Source organism: Franconibacter sp. IITDAS19 (assembly GCF_023079515.1).
Classification (GTDB): Bacteria; Pseudomonadota; Gammaproteobacteria; order Enterobacterales; family Enterobacteriaceae; genus Franconibacter; species Franconibacter pulveris.
This window is the reverse complement of sequence record NZ_JALJCP010000013.1, coordinates 1-14854: the sequence shown is the minus strand read 5'-3', so window position 1 is coordinate 14854 and position 14854 is coordinate 1. Positions and strand designations below refer to the sequence as shown.

At 57.7% G+C, this 14854-nt stretch carries 17 protein-coding genes and 1 riboswitch; of the genes, 6 read left to right on the top strand and 11 right to left on the bottom strand.

All coding sequences use genetic code 11. The features are described from left to right. Positions 1 to 98 precede the first annotated feature (98 nt). The 9 genes from MT962_RS21855 to MT962_RS21815 all read right to left on the bottom strand — a co-directional run bounded on the left by MT962_RS21855 (position 99) and on the right by MT962_RS21815 (position 7158). Positions 99 to 416: a PTS lactose/cellobiose transporter subunit IIA gene (locus tag MT962_RS21855; protein ID WP_024558463.1), complete on the bottom strand. Its 318-nt coding sequence runs from the start codon at positions 414 to 416 to the stop codon at positions 99 to 101. A 4-nt stretch (positions 417 to 420) separates the two neighbouring features. Further along, positions 421 to 726, bottom strand: a complete 306-nt coding sequence (locus tag MT962_RS21850) for a PTS sugar transporter subunit IIB (RefSeq protein WP_024558462.1) — start codon at positions 724 to 726, stop codon at positions 421 to 423. A 298-nt stretch (positions 727 to 1024) separates the two neighbouring features. Next, positions 1025 to 2164, bottom strand: coding sequence for a 2-iminoacetate synthase ThiH (thiH, locus tag MT962_RS21845; RefSeq protein ID WP_247366400.1), 1140 nt, complete (start codon positions 2162 to 2164; stop codon positions 1025 to 1027). Next, the gene (gene thiG, locus MT962_RS21840; protein WP_247366399.1) at positions 2161 to 2940 is read right to left on the bottom strand and encodes a thiazole synthase; all 780 of its coding nucleotides are present in this window, start codon (positions 2938 to 2940) and stop codon (positions 2161 to 2163) included. The genes thiH and thiG overlap by 4 nt, the downstream gene beginning before the upstream one ends. 1 nt (position 2941) lies before the next feature. Further along, positions 2942 to 3142 (bottom strand): sulfur carrier protein ThiS, encoded by a 201-nt coding sequence (gene thiS, locus MT962_RS21835; protein WP_024558459.1) that lies wholly within the window; start codon positions 3140 to 3142, stop codon positions 2942 to 2944. Then, on the bottom strand, positions 3126 to 3881 hold the full coding sequence (locus tag MT962_RS21830) for a HesA/MoeB/ThiF family protein (protein ID WP_247366398.1): 756 nt from the start codon (positions 3879 to 3881) through the stop codon (positions 3126 to 3128). Before MT962_RS21830 ends, thiS begins: the two co-directional genes overlap by 17 nt. After that, positions 3874 to 4509, bottom strand: a complete 636-nt coding sequence (thiE, locus tag MT962_RS21825; protein ID WP_247366397.1) for a thiamine phosphate synthase — start codon at positions 4507 to 4509, stop codon at positions 3874 to 3876. Before thiE ends, MT962_RS21830 begins: the two co-directional genes overlap by 8 nt. Then, positions 4509 to 6407 carry a phosphomethylpyrimidine synthase ThiC gene (gene thiC / locus MT962_RS21820; protein ID WP_024558456.1) on the bottom strand — a complete coding sequence of 633 codons (1899 nt, stop codon included), beginning with the start codon at positions 6405 to 6407 and terminating at the stop codon, positions 4509 to 4511. The genes thiE and thiC overlap by 1 nt, the downstream gene beginning before the upstream one ends. Positions 6408 to 6491: 84 nt before the next feature. Next, positions 6492 to 6601, bottom strand: a riboswitch (TPP riboswitch). Positions 6602 to 6654: 53 nt separating this feature from the next. Continuing rightward, entirely contained in the window at positions 6655 to 7158 is a 504-nt protein-coding gene (locus tag MT962_RS21815) for an Rsd/AlgQ family anti-sigma factor (RefSeq protein WP_024558455.1), read from the bottom strand. 101 nt (positions 7159 to 7259) lie between these two features. Here MT962_RS21815 and nudC point away from each other — a divergent pair, with 101 nt between their 5' ends. The 6 genes from nudC to MT962_RS21785 all read left to right on the top strand — a co-directional run bounded on the left by nudC (position 7260) and on the right by MT962_RS21785 (position 11619). Continuing rightward, positions 7260 to 8033 (top strand): NAD(+) diphosphatase, encoded by a 774-nt coding sequence (gene nudC / locus MT962_RS21810; RefSeq protein WP_024558454.1) that lies wholly within the window; start codon positions 7260 to 7262, stop codon positions 8031 to 8033. Between the two features lie 40 nt (positions 8034 to 8073). Beyond that, a complete protein-coding gene (gene hemE, locus MT962_RS21805; protein ID WP_247366396.1) occupies positions 8074 to 9138 on the top strand; it encodes a uroporphyrinogen decarboxylase in 1065 nt (354 codons plus the stop codon). A gap of 9 nt (positions 9139 to 9147) precedes the next feature. After that, on the top strand, positions 9148 to 9819 hold the full coding sequence (nfi, locus tag MT962_RS21800) for a deoxyribonuclease V (protein ID WP_024558452.1): 672 nt from the start codon (positions 9148 to 9150) through the stop codon (positions 9817 to 9819). A gap of 43 nt (positions 9820 to 9862) precedes the next feature. After that, a complete protein-coding gene (locus MT962_RS21795; RefSeq protein WP_247366395.1) occupies positions 9863 to 10453 on the top strand; it encodes a YjaG family protein in 591 nt (196 codons plus the stop codon). A 186-nt stretch (positions 10454 to 10639) separates the two neighbouring features. Further along, positions 10640 to 10912, top strand: coding sequence for a nucleoid-associated protein HU-alpha (hupA, locus tag MT962_RS21790; RefSeq protein ID WP_024553522.1), 273 nt, complete (start codon positions 10640 to 10642; stop codon positions 10910 to 10912). 14 nt (positions 10913 to 10926) lie between these two features. Continuing rightward, positions 10927 to 11619, top strand: a complete 693-nt coding sequence (locus MT962_RS21785) for a DUF1481 domain-containing protein (RefSeq protein ID WP_247366401.1) — start codon at positions 10927 to 10929, stop codon at positions 11617 to 11619. 56 nt (positions 11620 to 11675) lie between these two features. On the opposite strand, the gene purD is transcribed toward MT962_RS21785, so the two are convergent. Both purD and purH read right to left on the bottom strand, forming a co-directional pair. Next, positions 11676 to 12974, bottom strand: a complete 1299-nt coding sequence (purD, locus tag MT962_RS21780) for a phosphoribosylamine--glycine ligase (RefSeq protein WP_024561351.1) — start codon at positions 12972 to 12974, stop codon at positions 11676 to 11678. 15 nt (positions 12975 to 12989) lie between these two features. Continuing rightward, complete coding sequence (purH, locus tag MT962_RS21775) at positions 12990 to 14579, bottom strand: bifunctional phosphoribosylaminoimidazolecarboxamide formyltransferase/IMP cyclohydrolase (RefSeq protein ID WP_024558448.1); 1590 nt, start codon at positions 14577 to 14579, stop codon at positions 12990 to 12992. Between the last annotated feature and the right edge of the window lie 275 nt (positions 14580 to 14854).

Below are 14854 nucleotides of genomic sequence, written 5' to 3'. Positions count from 1 at the left end.
CGCTTTATGTGAGGAACCGCGTCATGGGGCCCATTACGTTTAACCCTCAGGGCCAGGCGAATAAGAGAAAAAACGCCGTCTGACGACGGCGTTGAAATCTAGTTTACCAACGGCAATCTTCGATAAAGCTCAATCATATCCTCGGCCAAATCCTGAATGACCATCGCGTTCATCAGGTGATCCTGAGAGTGAACGGTAATGAGATTAACCGGCAGCTTGCCGCTCCCCTCATCCAGCCCGATAAGCTGAGTCTGAATTTTGTGGGCGTGTTTAACAAATTCGCGAGACTCTTCCATCGCCTGCCCGGCGCCGGCGAAATCGCCTTTTCGCGCCAGTTGAAGCGCGCTCAGCGCCTGGCTGCGTGCAGCGCCCGCATTAACCAGTAACTCCATGATGATGTTTTCTAAGTCTTCCATGGCTTCACTCCAGCATCTTAAGCGCTTTATCCAGTACGGCATCACCTTTCATCATGCCGTAATCCATCATGTCGATAACCGCGACCTTTTTGCCCAGCGGCTCGGCAATCGCCTGTAGCTTAGCCTGCTCATACTTCACCTGCGGGCCCAGCAGAATGATATCTGCGCCTTCAAGGTTCTCTTTAAATTCTGCAACGGGCACCGCTTTGACAGAAACTTCCACCCCTTTCTTTTGCGCCGCGTCTTTCATGCGTTGAACCAGCATGCTGGTGGACATGCCCGCAGCACAGCATAAAACGATGTTCTTCATAGTCCGCTCTCTGTGTCAGGTTGATAATTGATAATTATCCATCGTTTGAAAGAGCAACAACCGCTTTGGTGCGATTGTGCGTAAGGCATCACAAAAGAAAGCTCAAAAAACTGAAACCGGTTACAGTTTTGCGATTTGGACTCTGTTCCCTCGTGAGAGGCGGGGCGGAAGAGAGAGTGTAAAGACCGCCCCGGCTGGTCTTCACCAGCAGAACCAGCCTACCGGCGACATAAAAACGGCTCAACGGCCGCGCTTTCGTCTTACGAGGTAACGCGGCGCTTTTATCGCGCTGGCAGCATCAGTTGCAACTCTTTTGCGAAGCTCTTCCCAGGTAGCTATCCCAGTCTTTCCATACCGGCTGTAACCCGGCCTTAGCCAGCGCCCGGGCGACTTCATCAGGGCGGCGGCCATCATGAGGCGCGAACTGCTCCAGCTCCGGATGGTCGTCCGCATACCCGCCAGGCTGCGTTTTCGAAAAGGCGCTAACGTTGTTAATAGCGAGCGGAATAACGCGATCGCGAAACCAGGGCGATTCCCGCGTAGAGAGCGACAGTTCTACCTCCGGCGCGAACAGGCGAAAGGCGCAGATAACCTGCACCAGTTGACGCTCATCCATTAACGACGCGGGTTCAATACCGCCTGCGCAGGGGCGAAGGCGAGGGAAGGCCACAGAATAGCGGCTCTGCCAGTAATGCTGTTGCAGCCAGAGCAGATGCTCCGCCACCATAAAGCAATCGGCGCGCCAGCTATCGGAAAGCCCAATCAACGCGCCGAGGCCGATTTTATCAATACCCGCGCGGCCCAGCCGATCCGGCGTTTCCAACCGCCAGAAAAAATCCTGCTTGTTGCCGCGCAGGTGATGGCGGGCGTAAACCGTTTCATTATAGGTTTCCTGGTAAACCAGCACGCCATCCAGCCCCAGCGTTTTCAGCTCGGCATACTCCTCCTGCGAGAGCGGTTGCACTTCCATCTGCAACGAGGCGAAGCGGCGGCGGATGTCAGGCAAATGGCGACGAAAATAATCCATGCCGACTTTCGTTTGATGTTCGCCCGTCACCAGCAACAGATTATCGAATCCCATCGACCGGATAGCCTCGCATTCACGGGCAATCTCCTCCGCATCCAGCGTCTTACGCTTAATGCGGTTGCTCATTGAAAAACCACAATAGGTGCAGTCGTTGGCGCACAGATTGGAGAGATAAAGCGGAACGTAAAAGCTGACCGTATTGCCGAAGCGCTGACGGGTGAGGCGCTGCGCCCGCTGCGCCAGCGGCTCAAGATAAGCGCTGGCGGCGGGAGAGAGCAGGGCCATCATATCTTCGCGGGAGAGGCGCGGGGCGGCCAGCGCCCGTTCGACATCACGGGCGGATTTGCTGTTGATGCGCAACTGAATGTCATCCCAGTCCAGTTCGCGCCAGCGTTCAGTGAACCCTTTCATTGCTCCACCTCTCTGTAGCGCAAGAAGTCAGTAAGCGGGCTGGAAGGCTGCGCCTGCCGGTAACGCGCGCCGGCTCCAGCCTGGGCGGCAAGCTCGCCGGCCTCTACCGCCAGGCGAAAGGCGCGGGCCATCTGCACCGGATCGTTCGCTACGGCGATAGCGGTATTCACCAGCACCGCGGCGGCCCCCATCTCCAGCGCTTCAGCGGCGTGGCTCGGTACGCCGATGCCGGCATCCACAACGACAGGCACCGTAGCCTGTTCAATGATGATTTCCAGCAGCGCGCGGGTTTGCAGCCCCTGGTTTGAGCCGATCGGCGCGCCGAGAGGCATCACCGCCGCGCAGCCTGCTTCTTCAAGCCGTTTACACAGCACCGGGTCGGCGCCGCAGTAGGGCAGGACCACAAAGCCCATCGCCACCAGCTTTTCCGCTGCTTTCAGCGTTTCAATCGGGTCCGGCAGCAGGTAACGGGCATCCGGATGGATCTCCAGTTTTACCCAGTGGGTGCCCAACGCTTCGCGCGCCAGCTGAGCGGCGAAAATCGCCTCTTCGGCGGTTTTTGCGCCCGATGTGTTCGGCAGAAGCGATACGCCTGCCGCCTGCAGCGGCGCCAGGATGCCGTCATTGCGGCTTCGCAAATCCACGCGCTTCATCGCCAGCGTTACAAGCTCGCTGCCGCTTTCGCGAATGGCCGCCGCCATGATGTCAGCCGAGGCGAATTTGCCTGTACCGGTAAAAAGGCGGGAAGTAAACGTTTTGTCTGCAATGCGTAGCATCTCAACCTCCGGCGATAACCTGAAACAGCAGGAGGCTGTCGCCTTCCTGCAAAACGTGATGCGGCCACCGCTCGCGCGGCACAATAGTCTGGTTGACAGCAAGCGCGGTGCCGGGCTTATCGAGATTCAGCTGTGAGAGTAACTGAAGCGCGTTAAGGTTATCGCCGCACTGCATGGGCTCATCATTAAGCACAATGCGCATGTCGCCCTCCACATGCCGGACAACTTTCGGCCCGCTGCAAAGCCAGCGTACGCCACTGCAGGCTGCGGCCATCAAAAAGACGCAGCGAATTCCGCTCCGCTTCTATACCGCACAGCAGTTTTACGGCTTCCAGCGCCTGCAACGCGCCCATCATGCCGACCACCGGGCCGAGAATGCCCGCGTTGCGGCAGTTGCGTTCGGGTTCGCTCTCCTGCGGCCAAAGACAGCGGTAGCAGCCATGCGCGAAAGGGGGCGTGAAGACCGCAAGCTGTCCGCCAAAGCCGACGGCGCTGGCGGTAATAAGCGGTTTCTTAAGCGTTACGCAGGCGGCATTTATCGCCTGGCGCGTGGCCATGTTGTCGCTGCAATCCAGCACCAGATCGACCTGCGAAACCGCTTCACGCAGCGCGTCGCCTTCCAGTCTTTGTTTCAATGCCTGAAGCCGCAGATGCGGGTTCAGCTCTCCGAGCCGACGCTGCGCCGCCTGCGCTTTTGGTCGATCGATCTCCTTGCTGGTAAACAGGATCTGGCGCTGAAGGTTGCTGATATGCACCGTATCGTCATCCGCCAGCAACAACGCGCCGACGCCTGCGCCAGCGAGATAGAGCGCAGCTGGCGAGCCTAAACCCCCCAGGCCGACGATCAATACCCGGCTGGAGAGCAGCCGCTGCTGGCCCGCAAGGCCTACCTCCTCAAGCAGGATCTGGCGGCTGTAGCGCATGAAGTCTGCGTCATTCATCGCCCACCCCCGCCAGCGCCAGCAACTGCGCCGTTGCCTTACGCCAGTCTTCAGCCTGAGTGATAGCGCTTACCACCGCCACGCTGCCGACGCCGGTTTCCAGCACCGCCGGCGCACGCGCAAGGCTGATGCCGCCAATCGCCACCGTCGGGTAATCGGCAAGGCGTTTGACGTGCGCTGCCAGCTGCTGTAATCCCTGCGGCGCAGAGGGCATCTGTTTAGTCTGCGTCGGAAAAACATGACCGAGCGCGATATAAGAAGGGCGAACCGCCAGCGCCACGTCGATTTCCATATCGTCATGGGTGGAGACGCCAAGCCGCAGCCCGGCCTGACGGATGGCGGCGAGGTCGGTCGTTTGCAAATCCTCCTGGCCAAGATGCACGCCGTACGCCTGGTGCTTTATCGCCAGCCGCCAGTAGTCGTTGATAAACAGACGGGCGGCATAGCGCTTGCCAAGGGCGATAGCAGCGATTACATCTGCTTCAACGGCATCGTCAGTTTTATCCTTAATGCGTAGCTGAATCGTGCGCACGCCCGCGTCCAGCAGGCGCTCAATCCACTCCACGCTGTCTACCACCGGATAGAGCCCCAGGCGAAAAGGCGTAGCGGGAAAATCGGGCCGGTACATTATGCCTCCTCCTTGCGCAGGTAAATCTCGCCGCCTTTAGCGCGAAAGGCGTTAGACATGTCGTTCATACCCGAGGCAATTTCCTGCTTAGCCGCGTAATCGCGCACTTCCTGGGTGATTTTCATCGAGCAGAATTTGGGGCCGCACATTGAGCAGAAGTGCGCCACTTTCCCTGACTCCTGCGGCAGCGTTTCGTCGTGGTAAGCGCGGGCGGTGAACGGGTCGAGCGCCAGGTTGAACTGGTCTTCCCAGCGGAATTCGAAGCGCGCTTTCGACATGGCGTTATCACGAATTTGCGCGCCGGGATGGCCTTTAGCGAGGTCGGCGGCGTGGGCGGCGATTTTATAAGTGATAAGCCCCTGCTTCACATCGTCTTTATTCGGCAGGCCGAGATGCTCTTTCGGCGTGACATAACAGAGCATGGCGCAGCCGAACCAGCCAATCATCGCCGCGCCAATGCCGGACGTGAAATGATCGTAACCCGGCGCGATGTCGGTCGTGAGCGGCCCCAGCGTGTAGAAGGGCGCTTCATGGCAGTGCTCCAGCTCTTCGGTCATGTTGCGACGAATCATCTGCATCGGCACATGCCCGGGGCCTTCAATCATTACCTGCACGTCATATTCCCAGGCGATTTTCGTCAGCTCGCCCAGCGTATGCAGCTCGGCGAACTGCGCTTCGTCATTGGCGTCCTGAATAGAGCCGGGGCGCAGGCCGTCACCAAGCGAGAGCGAAACATCATAGGCGGCGCAAATTTCGCAGATTTCGCGGAAGTGTTCGTAGAGGAAGTTTTCCTGGTGGTGAGAAAGGCACCATTTCGCCATGATCGAGCCGCCGCGGGAGACGATGCCGGTCAGGCGTTTCGCGGTCATCGGCACATAGCGCAGCAGCACGCCGGCGTGAATGGTGAAGTAATCAACGCCCTGTTCCGCCTGCTCCAGCAGCGTATCGCGGAACATCTCCCAGGTCAGGTCTTCGGCGATGCCGTTCACTTTCTCCAGCGCCTGATAAATCGGCACCGTGCCGATGGGGACCGGGCTGTTACGTAAAATCCATTCCCGGGTTTCATGAATATAACGACCGGTAGAGAGGTCCATCACCGTATCCGCGCCCCAGCGGGTGGCCCAGACCAGCTTTTCCACCTCTTCTTCAATCGACGACGTGACCGCCGAGTTGCCGATGTTGGCGTTCACTTTCACGAGGAAGTTTCGCCCGATAATCATCGGCTCGGCTTCCGGGTGGTTAATGTTGGCGGGAATGATAGCGCGGCCGGCGGCGACTTCGTCGCGCACAAACTCCGGCGTAATGTTTGCAGGCAGCGTTGCGCCAAACCCTTCGCCCGGATGCTGCTGGCGCAGCACTTCGCCGCGGATGCGCTCGCGGCCCATGTTTTCACGGATGGCGATAAACTCCATTTCCGGCGTGATGATGCCCTGGCGTGCATAGTGCAGTTGCGTGACTCGCTTGCCGGGCTTCGCGCGCAGCGGCGTAAGCAGGCCGGTAAAGCGCAATTCATCCAGGTTATCGTCCGCCAGCCGCTCACGGGTATAGGCTGAACTGCGGCCGGTGAGCGCTTCTGCGTCGTTACGCGCGGCAATCCACGGCTGGCGCAGCTTCGCCAGACCCTGATGCACATCGATGGTAATGGACGGGTCGCCATAGGGGCCGGACGTGTCATAAACGGGTACCGGCTCGTTTGCTTCATACTGCGGGTTTTCTTTGCTGCCGCCGATGAGCGTAGGGCTAAGCGCTATCTCGCGCATCGGGACGCGGATATCGTCGCGGCTGCCGGTGAGGTAAATACGCGTTGAGTTGGGGAAGGCGGTGCCTTCGAGCGTCTCGATAAACTGCTGTGCTTGCGCGCGCTGTTCGCGGCGATTGGGTTTGATGGGTACAGACATAGCGCATTCCAGTTACGTTTCAGGAGTGGCTTGTCAGACGACGGAAGGAGTAACAGACAGGAGCGCCCGGAAAGGCGCCTGTACAGCTGATTTACTCTTGTTCCCTTCGCAGGTATTAACCTGATCAGGTTCCGCGGATCCCGAATTAACGGTCTCAGCCCGTACTGATGTACTGGGCACTCCGACAAGATAAAACCCCGCTAAACGAACGGGGCTGGTTGTAAACTACGCGTTAATACAGCGAAACTCAAGCCGGACGCGCAAGCGCCGCTTCATCGTTCGCGCTGCTGCCGAGATTATTATCGAAAGCCAGCATGATAAGCTGATCTTCATAAGTAAAGCGCGTCGCCAGCGCCTCGCCGATACCGGAGAGGGCCTGCTGGAACTCAATGCAGTTGTCGTGATCAATAGCGTTTTCCAGGTTGCTGTCGTAGTACGCCATGATTTCCTGGGTATTGGCTTCCAACTGCGGATAGATTTGCGTAGCGGCCAGCAGCGGGCTGGTGCCTTCCATTTCGCTGATAATGCGTTCATAAATACTGAAGTGACCGGCGGAGAGATAGTCCACCAGGCTGTGACAAAAATCATCCAGCGCTTTTTCATCCAGCGCCGTCAGCGATTCCTTGCCAGGCTTGATACCAACCACATTGTAATAAGCGACTAACAGATTGTTGCGAGCATTAAGCCAGCTATCAACGAGCTCGTTACTGCCCCCAACGCGTTCTGTCAGACTTTTCAGCTGGTTTAGCATGATTGACTCCGTGAGTTATAAGATTAAAGCGCCAAAAGACCCAAAATTTGTAAAAACATTGTTACCAACATGCCAGTGAAGCAGAGGTAGTGCAATACGTTATGGAACGTCCTATAGAAAAGTTAGACCATGGCTGGTGGATAGTCAGCCATGAACAGAAATTATGGTTGCCACAGGGTGAATTACCGTACGGCAACGCCCAGGCATTAGACCTGGTCGGCGTGCCGGCCCGCCAGATTGGCGAGTGGCAGAATGAGCCCGTCTGGCTGGTGAACCAGAACCGACGTCAGGAGATGGGCTCGGTGCGCCAGCTTATGGATCAGGATGTCGGGCTGTTTCAGCTTGCCGGGCGCGGCGTGCAGCTGGCGGAGTTCTTCCGCTCGCATAAGTTTTGCGGCTACTGCGGGCACACCATGCATAACAGTAAAAGCGAGTGGGCGATGCTGTGCGGCCATTGCCACGAGCGCTACTACCCGCAAATCGCGCCCTGCATCATCGTCGCCATTCGCCGCGAAGATAAAATCCTGCTCGCCCAGCATACCCGTCACCGCAACGGCGTTTACACCGTGCTGGCCGGTTTTGTGGAAGTAGGTGAGACGCTGGAGCAGGCGGTGGCGCGTGAAGTGATGGAGGAGAGCAGCATTCGCGTGAAAAACCTGCGCTATGTGACTTCGCAGCCCTGGCCGTTCCCGCAGTCGCTGATGACCGCTTTTGTAGCGGATTATGACAGCGGCGACATCAAAATCGACCCGAAAGAGCTGCTGGATGCTGGCTGGTATCGCTACGACCAGCTGCCGCTGTTGCCGCCGCCAGGCACCGTGGCGCGCCGGTTAATCGAAGATACGGTCGCGCAGTGCCGGGCAGAGTACGAATGACGTGGTAAACTACCGGCCTGCCTCTTAAGGAAAGATAAAAATGACCGAACTGAAAAACGATCGTTACCTGCGCGCGCTGCTGCGCCAGCCTGTGGATGTCACCCCGGTGTGGATGATGAGACAGGCGGGGCGCTATTTACCGGAGTACAAAGCCACCCGGGCTCAGGCGGGCGACTTTATGTCGCTGTGTAAAAACGGCGAGCTCGCCTGTGAAGTGACGCTGCAGCCGCTGCGCCGTTATCCGCTTGATGCGGCGATCCTCTTTTCGGACATTCTCACCATTCCCGATGCGATGGGGCTTGGACTCTATTTCGAAGCTGGCGAAGGCCCGCGCTTTACCTCGCCCATTGCCGGCAAAGCGGATGTGGATAAGCTGCCGGTGCCGGACCCGGAGCAGGAGCTGGGTTACGTGATGAACGCCGTGCGCACTATCCGCCGGGAGCTGAAGGGCGAAGTGCCGCTGATCGGTTTTTCCGGCAGTCCCTGGACGCTTGCCACTTATATGGTGGAAGGCGGCAGCAGCAAGGCTTTCACGCAGATTAAAAAGATGATGTATGCCGAGCCGATGACGCTGCACGCGCTGCTCGACAAGCTTGCGCAAAGCGTCACGCTCTACCTGAACGCGCAAATCCGCGCGGGCGCGCAGTCGGTCATGATTTTCGATACCTGGGGCGGCGTGCTGACTGGCCGCGATTACCAGCAGTTCTCGCTCTACTATATGCATAAAATCGTCGATGGCCTGCTGCGCGAGAATGAAGGCCGCCGGGTGCCGGTGACGCTTTTCACCAAAGGCGGCGGCCAGTGGCTGGAAGCGATGGCGGAAACGGGCTGCGACGCGCTGGGTCTCGACTGGACGACCGATATCGCCGACGCCCGCCGCCGGGTGGGTGACAAAGTGGCGTTGCAGGGCAATATGGATCCGTCGATGCTTTATGCGTCACCTGCCCGCATTGAAGAGGAAGTGGCGACTATACTTGCTGGTTTCGGCAAGGGCGAAGGCCATGTGTTCAACCTCGGACATGGCATTCATCAGGATGTGCCGCCAGAGCATGCAGGCGCGTTCGTGGAGGCGGTGCATCGGCTGTCTGCGCCTTATCATCAGTAAGGAGAAGAAATGGATCTTGCAGCGCTGCGCGCACAACAACTGGAACTGGCTTCTAAGGTGGTCCGTGAGGATCGCCTGATAACCGAGACGCCCGCTTTTATCGGCGGCGCGGATGTTGGTTTTGAGCAGGGCGGCGAAGTGACCCGCGCTGCGATGGTTCTGCTTAAGTATCCCTCTCTTGAGCTGGTGGAGTATCAGGTGGCGCGCATCGCCACCACGATGCCTTACATTCCCGGCTTTCTCTCTTTTCGCGAATATCCTGCGCTGCTGGCGGCGTGGGAAAAACTTTCACGTAAACCCGACCTGCTTTTTGTCGATGGCCACGGTATTTCCCACCCTCGTCGGCTGGGCGTCGCCAGCCACTTCGGCATGCTGATCGACGTGCCCACCATTGGCGTCGCCAAAAAGCGGCTTTGCGGCAAGTTCGAACCGCTCTCCGACGAGCCGGGCGCGGTGGCGCCGCTCATGGACAAGGGCGAGCAGCTCGCCTGGGTCTGGCGCAGTAAAAACCGCTGCAACCCGCTCTTTGTCTCCACCGGCCATCGTGTCGGTCTGGATACCGCGCTGGGCTGGGTACAGCGCTGCACGAAGGGCTACCGTTTGCCGGAGCCGACGCGCTGGGCCGATGCGGTGGCTTCCGGACGTCCGGCCTTTGTACGTTGGCAAGAAATTCAGGGGTGATTGAGGTAAACTGCGGCTAATTTTCGGTTCGTGAGAGACCACTATGTTACAAAACCCCATTCACCTGCGCCTGGAGAAGCTGGAAAGCTGGCAGCATGTGACTTTTATGGCGTCGCTCTGCGAGCGTATGTACCCTAACTACGCCATGTTTTGTCAGCAAACCGGCTTTGGCGATGCGGCGGTGTACCGTCGTATCCTCGACCTTATCTGGGAAACGCTGACGGTGAAGGACGCGAAGGTCAACTTCGACAGCCAGCTTGAAAAGCTGGAAGAGGCTATCCCGTCTGCCGATGACTACGATATCTATGGTGTATACCCGGCGATTGACGCCTGCGTGGCGCTGAGCGAGCTGCTTCACTCTCGCCTGAGCGGCGAAACGCTGGAACACGCTATCGAAGTCAGCAAAACCTCAATCACCACCGTATCGATGCTGGAGATGACTCAGGCCGGGCGCGAAATGACCGATGATGAGCTGAAAGCCAACCCGGCGGTAGAGCAGGAATGGGATATTCAGTGGGAAATTTTCCGTCTGCTCGCCGCCTGCGAAGAGCGGGATGTGGAGCTAATCAAGGGGCTGCGCAGCGACCTGCGCGAAGATGGCGTCAGTAATATCGGTATAAATTTGCAGCAATGAGACAACAAAACGTGATTTACGACCTGTTTTGTCTCACCTGAAGGCTTCCAATTAGCCCCCCGTCTGGTCTACATTTGGGAGGCGAAAAAAAGTGGCTATCGGTGCGTGTATGCAGGAGAGTGCTTTTCAGGCATTTCCGTCGCACTCGATGCTTAGCAAGCGATAAACACATTGTAAGGATAACTTATGAACAAGACTCAACTGATTGATGTAATTGCGGACAAGGCTGACCTGTCTAAAGCGCAAGCGAAAGCTGCTCTGGAATCCACTCTGGCTGCGATTACTGAGTCTCTGAAAGAAGGTGATGCTGTACAACTGGTTGGTTTCGGAACCTTCAAAGTGAACCACCGCGCTGAGCGTACTGGCCGCAACCCGCAGACCGGTAAAGAAATCAAAATCGCCGCAGCTAACGTGCCGGCGTTTGTTTCTGGTAAAGCACTGAAAGACGCTATCAAATAAGATTGCGCATGGCAGTGAACAGTTTTAACAGAGGGGCGATATCGCCCCTTTTGTTTATCCGCCGTCCGCTCGGGGTGCTTGCAGGCGCATTGCTGCTGAGCGCCTGTAGCCATGACGATTCGCTTCCTGCTTTTACCGCCAGCGGCTATGCGGCCGACCAGGGCGCGGTACGAATCTGGCGTAAAGACAGCGGCGATACGGTTCATCTTTTTACTGCCTTCAGCCCCTGGCGCAGTGGCGACACGTCAACCAGCGACTACCGCTGGCAGGGCGACCAGCTCTCTTCTATTGAAATCAACGTTTACGGCAAGCCGCCGGAAATCATTAAGGCCCGCTTCGACGACCGCGGTAACCTGAGCTTTATGCAGCGCGAGGTAAACGGTCAGAAACAGCAGCTCTCAAGCGACCAGATAGCGCTTTATCAGTACCGCGCAGAGCAACTGCATAATATCAGTAATGCGCTTCGCGCTGGACGAGTGGTGCTGCGTCAGGGCCGTTGGCATGCAGACCGCACGGTGACAACGTGTGAAGGGCAAACGGTAAAGCCAGAGCTTGACGCGCGCGCGATAAGCCATATTGAACGCCGCCAAAGCCGCTCCTCGCTCGACGTCAGCGTGGCCTGGCTGGAAGCGCCGGATGGCGCGCAGCTTCTGCTGGTGGCCAATCAGGATTACTGTCGCTGGCAGCCAAAAGCTGACAGCTTCTGATAAAGATAAAAAAAGCGGCGGGATAACCCGCCGCTTTTTATTTACGCCTGCGCGTATTACTTTTGCTGCTCGCGAGCAATAGCGCGATAGCCGATATCCTGGCGGCTGAAACAGCCGTCCCAGTGAATATCCGCCATCAGCTTATAAGCGCGCTGCTGCGCCTGCGCCACGCTGTCGCCAAGCGCCGTTACGCACAGTACGCGTCCGCCGCTGGTGACCACCTGCTCGTCTTCACGCAGCTTCGTGCCGGCGTGGAAAACTTTGCCGTCGCCGTTGGCAATCTCTTCCAGCGGCAGGCCGTGAATAACGTCGCCGGTGCGGTAGTCGCCCGGATAACCGCCTGCCGCCATCACCACGCCAAGAGAAGGGCGCGGATCCCATTGCGACTGCACGGTATCGAGCTTGCCTTCGCAGGCGGCCAGGCACAGATCCACAAGATCAGACTGCAGGCGCAACATGATAGGCTGCGTTTCCGGATCGCCGAAGCGGCAGTTGAATTCAATCACCTTCGGGTTGCCCTGTTTGTCGATCATCAGACCGGCATACAGGAAGCCAGTATACGTGTTGCCTTCCGCCGCCATGCCGCGCACGGTAGGCCATATCACGCGGTCCATGGCGCGCTGGAAGACTTCATCAGTAACAACCGGCGCCGGGGAGTATGCGCCCATGCCGCCAGTATTCGGGCCGGTGTCGCCGTCGCCCACGCGCTTATGATCCTGGCTGGTGGCCATCGGCTCAACATGCTCGCCGTCCACCATCACGATAAAGCTGGCCTCTTCGCCGTCGAGGAACTCTTCCACCACAATACGGTGGCCCGCGTCGCCAAACGCGTTGCCTGCCAGCATATCTTTCGCCGCCGCTTCCGCTTCTTCCAGCGTCATGGCGACAATTACGCCTTTGCCTGCCGCCAGACCGTCGGCTTTGATAACAATCGGCGCGCCTTGTTTGCGAATATAAGCTAACGCTGGCTCGATATCGGTGAAGTTCTGATACTCCGCCGTCGGGATGTGATGACGCGCCAGGAAGTCCTTGGTGAACGCTTTTGAACCTTCAAGCTGCGCTGCGCCCTTCGTCGGGCCGAAAATCATCAGGCCGGCTTCACGAAAGGCATCCACGACGCCAATCACCAGCGGCGCTTCGGGGCCGACAATGGTGAGATCGATTTTCTCATTCTGCGCAAAGCTCAGCAGCGCCGGAATATCGGTCGCGCTGATAGCGACATTCTGCAACGTCGGCTCAAGCGCGGTGCCAGCATTGCCCGGCGCGACAAATACCGTTTCCACCTTCGGCGACTGCGCGGCTTTCCAGGCCAGCGCATGCTCGCGCCCGCCGTTGCCAATCACTAATACTTTCATTGTTACGCTCCCTGATTAATGACGGAAATGACGCATGTCGGTGAAGATCATTGCAAGGCCGTGCTCATCTGCCGCAGCGATAACTTCATCGTCGCGAATAGAGCCGCCCGGCTGAATCACGCAGGTCACGCCTACGGCTGCGGCTGCGTCGATGCCGTCGCGGAACGGGAAGAACGCGTCAGAGGCCATGGCGGAGCCTTTTACTTCCAGCCCTTCATCCCCTGCTTTGATGCCAGCGATTTTAGCCGAGTAAACGCGGCTCATCTGACCCGCGCCGATGCCGATGGTCATGTTCTCTTTCGCATAAACGATGGCGTTAGACTTCACAAACTTTGCAACTTTCCAGCAGAACAGCGCGTCGCGCAGTTCCTGTTCGGTCGGCTGGCGTTTCGTCACTACACGCAGATCGCCTTCGGTCACCATACCCAGGTCGCGGTCCTGTACCAGCAGCCCGCCATTCACGCGTTTGAAATCAAGGCCCGCAACGCGGGATTGCCACTCGCCGCAAACCAGCACGCGTACGTTCTGTTTAGCCGCGGTGATTTTCAGCGCTTCTTCGCTGGCGGACGGAGCGATAATCACCTCTACAAACTGGCGGGAGATAATCGCCTGCGCGGTTTGCGCATCCAGCTCGCGGTTGAAAGCGATAATGCCGCCGAAGGCGGAAGTCGGGTCGGTTTTATAGGCGCGGTCGTAAGCTTCCAGAATAGAGTTGCTCACCGCCACGCCGCACGGGTTGGCATGTTTAACGATAACGCAGGCCGGTTCGCTAAACTCTTTAACGCATTCCAGCGCCGCGTCGGTGTCTGCGATGTTGTTATAAGAGAGCGCTTTACCCTGCACCTGCTGCGCAGTGGCAACGGAAGCCTCTTTTATCTCTTCTTCTATATAGAAGGCCGCTTGCTGGTGGCTATTCTCGCCGTAACGCATATCCTGCTTTTTAATAAAGCTCAGGTTCAGCGTGCGCGGGAAGCGGCCGGCTGGCTCTTTCGTCTCACCATGATAGGCGGGCACAAGGCTGCCGAAGTAGTTGGCAATCATGCCGTCATAAGCGGCGGTATGCTCGAAAGCTTTAATCGCAAGGTCGAAACGGGTTTCAAGCGTGAGCGAGCCTTCGTTCGCGTCCAGCTCATTAATAATGGCTTCGTAGTCGCTGCTCTTAACCACAATAGCGACATCTTTATGGTTCTTGGCGGCGGAACGGACCATTGTCGGGCCGCCGATATCAATATTTTCTACCGCGTCTTCCAGCGTACAGCCTTCACGGGCAACGGTCTGGGCAAAGGGATAAAGGTTGACGACCACCATATCGATAGGGGAGATGGCATGCTGCGCCATTATCTCATCATCCTGACCGCGGCGGCCGAGGATGCCGCCATGTACTTTGGGATGCAGGGTTTTGACGCGTCCATCCATCATTTCCGGGAAACCGGTATAGTCAGAGACTTCGGTGACCGGCAGGCCCGCTTGCGCCAGCAGGCGCGCAGTGCCGCCTGTAGAGAGCAGCTCGACGCCACGTTGAGAGAGCGCCTGGGCAAATTCGACGATACCGGCTTTATCAGAAACGCTGAGCAGAGCGCGGCGTACAGGACGACGTTGTTGCATGGTATTAAATCCCCTGGATTTTGGTTCATTGCAAAGAGCGTTAGCTGAATATTGCACATTTCTTCTCGCAAAACTCAGCTAACGCCCCGAAAGGGGCATCCTTGTCATCGGGGGGGCATTGTAACGAAAACGTTTGCGCGGCGCTCGCAAAATTTCGGGCTCAGCCGGGTTTGTGGATAACTCTGTATATAAAAGGGTATAAGGGCGGGTTTTGCTGGGGAATGCAGCAGTCAGTCATTTTTCTGTCATTTTCCTGTTGCGGCGAAAAGAGAACT

Coding starts and splice junctions, on each gene's coding strand:
- MT962_RS21795 (WP_247366395.1), top strand. CDS start 9,863: ATGTTACAAAACCCCATTCACCTGCGCCTGGAGAAGCTGGAAAGCTGG.
- nfi (WP_024558452.1), top strand. CDS start 9,148: ATGGATCTTGCAGCGCTGCGCGCACAACAACTGGAACTGGCTTCTAAG.
- MT962_RS21830 (WP_247366398.1), bottom strand. CDS start 3,881: ATGAATGACGCAGACTTCATGCGCTACAGCCGCCAGATCCTGCTTGAG.
- hupA (WP_024553522.1), top strand. CDS start 10,640: ATGAACAAGACTCAACTGATTGATGTAATTGCGGACAAGGCTGACCTG.
- MT962_RS21815 (WP_024558455.1), bottom strand. CDS start 7,158: ATGCTAAACCAGCTGAAAAGTCTGACAGAACGCGTTGGGGGCAGTAAC.
- nudC (WP_024558454.1), top strand. CDS start 7,260: ATGGAACGTCCTATAGAAAAGTTAGACCATGGCTGGTGGATAGTCAGC.
- thiH (WP_247366400.1), bottom strand. CDS start 2,164: ATGAAAGGGTTCACTGAACGCTGGCGCGAACTGGACTGGGATGACATT.
- thiG (WP_247366399.1), bottom strand. CDS start 2,940: ATGCTACGCATTGCAGACAAAACGTTTACTTCCCGCCTTTTTACCGGT.
- MT962_RS21850 (WP_024558462.1), bottom strand. CDS start 726: ATGAAGAACATCGTTTTATGCTGTGCTGCGGGCATGTCCACCAGCATG.
- purH (WP_024558448.1), bottom strand. CDS start 14,579: ATGCAACAACGTCGTCCTGTACGCCGCGCTCTGCTCAGCGTTTCTGAT.
- hemE (WP_247366396.1), top strand. CDS start 8,074: ATGACCGAACTGAAAAACGATCGTTACCTGCGCGCGCTGCTGCGCCAG.
- thiE (WP_247366397.1), bottom strand. CDS start 4,509: ATGTACCGGCCCGATTTTCCCGCTACGCCTTTTCGCCTGGGGCTCTAT.
- MT962_RS21855 (WP_024558463.1), bottom strand. CDS start 416: ATGGAAGACTTAGAAAACATCATCATGGAGTTACTGGTTAATGCGGGC.
- thiC (WP_024558456.1), bottom strand. CDS start 6,407: ATGTCTGTACCCATCAAACCCAATCGCCGCGAACAGCGCGCGCAAGCA.
- purD (WP_024561351.1), bottom strand. CDS start 12,974: ATGAAAGTATTAGTGATTGGCAACGGCGGGCGCGAGCATGCGCTGGCC.
- thiS (WP_024558459.1), bottom strand. CDS start 3,142: ATGCGCATTGTGCTTAATGATGAGCCCATGCAGTGCGGCGATAACCTT.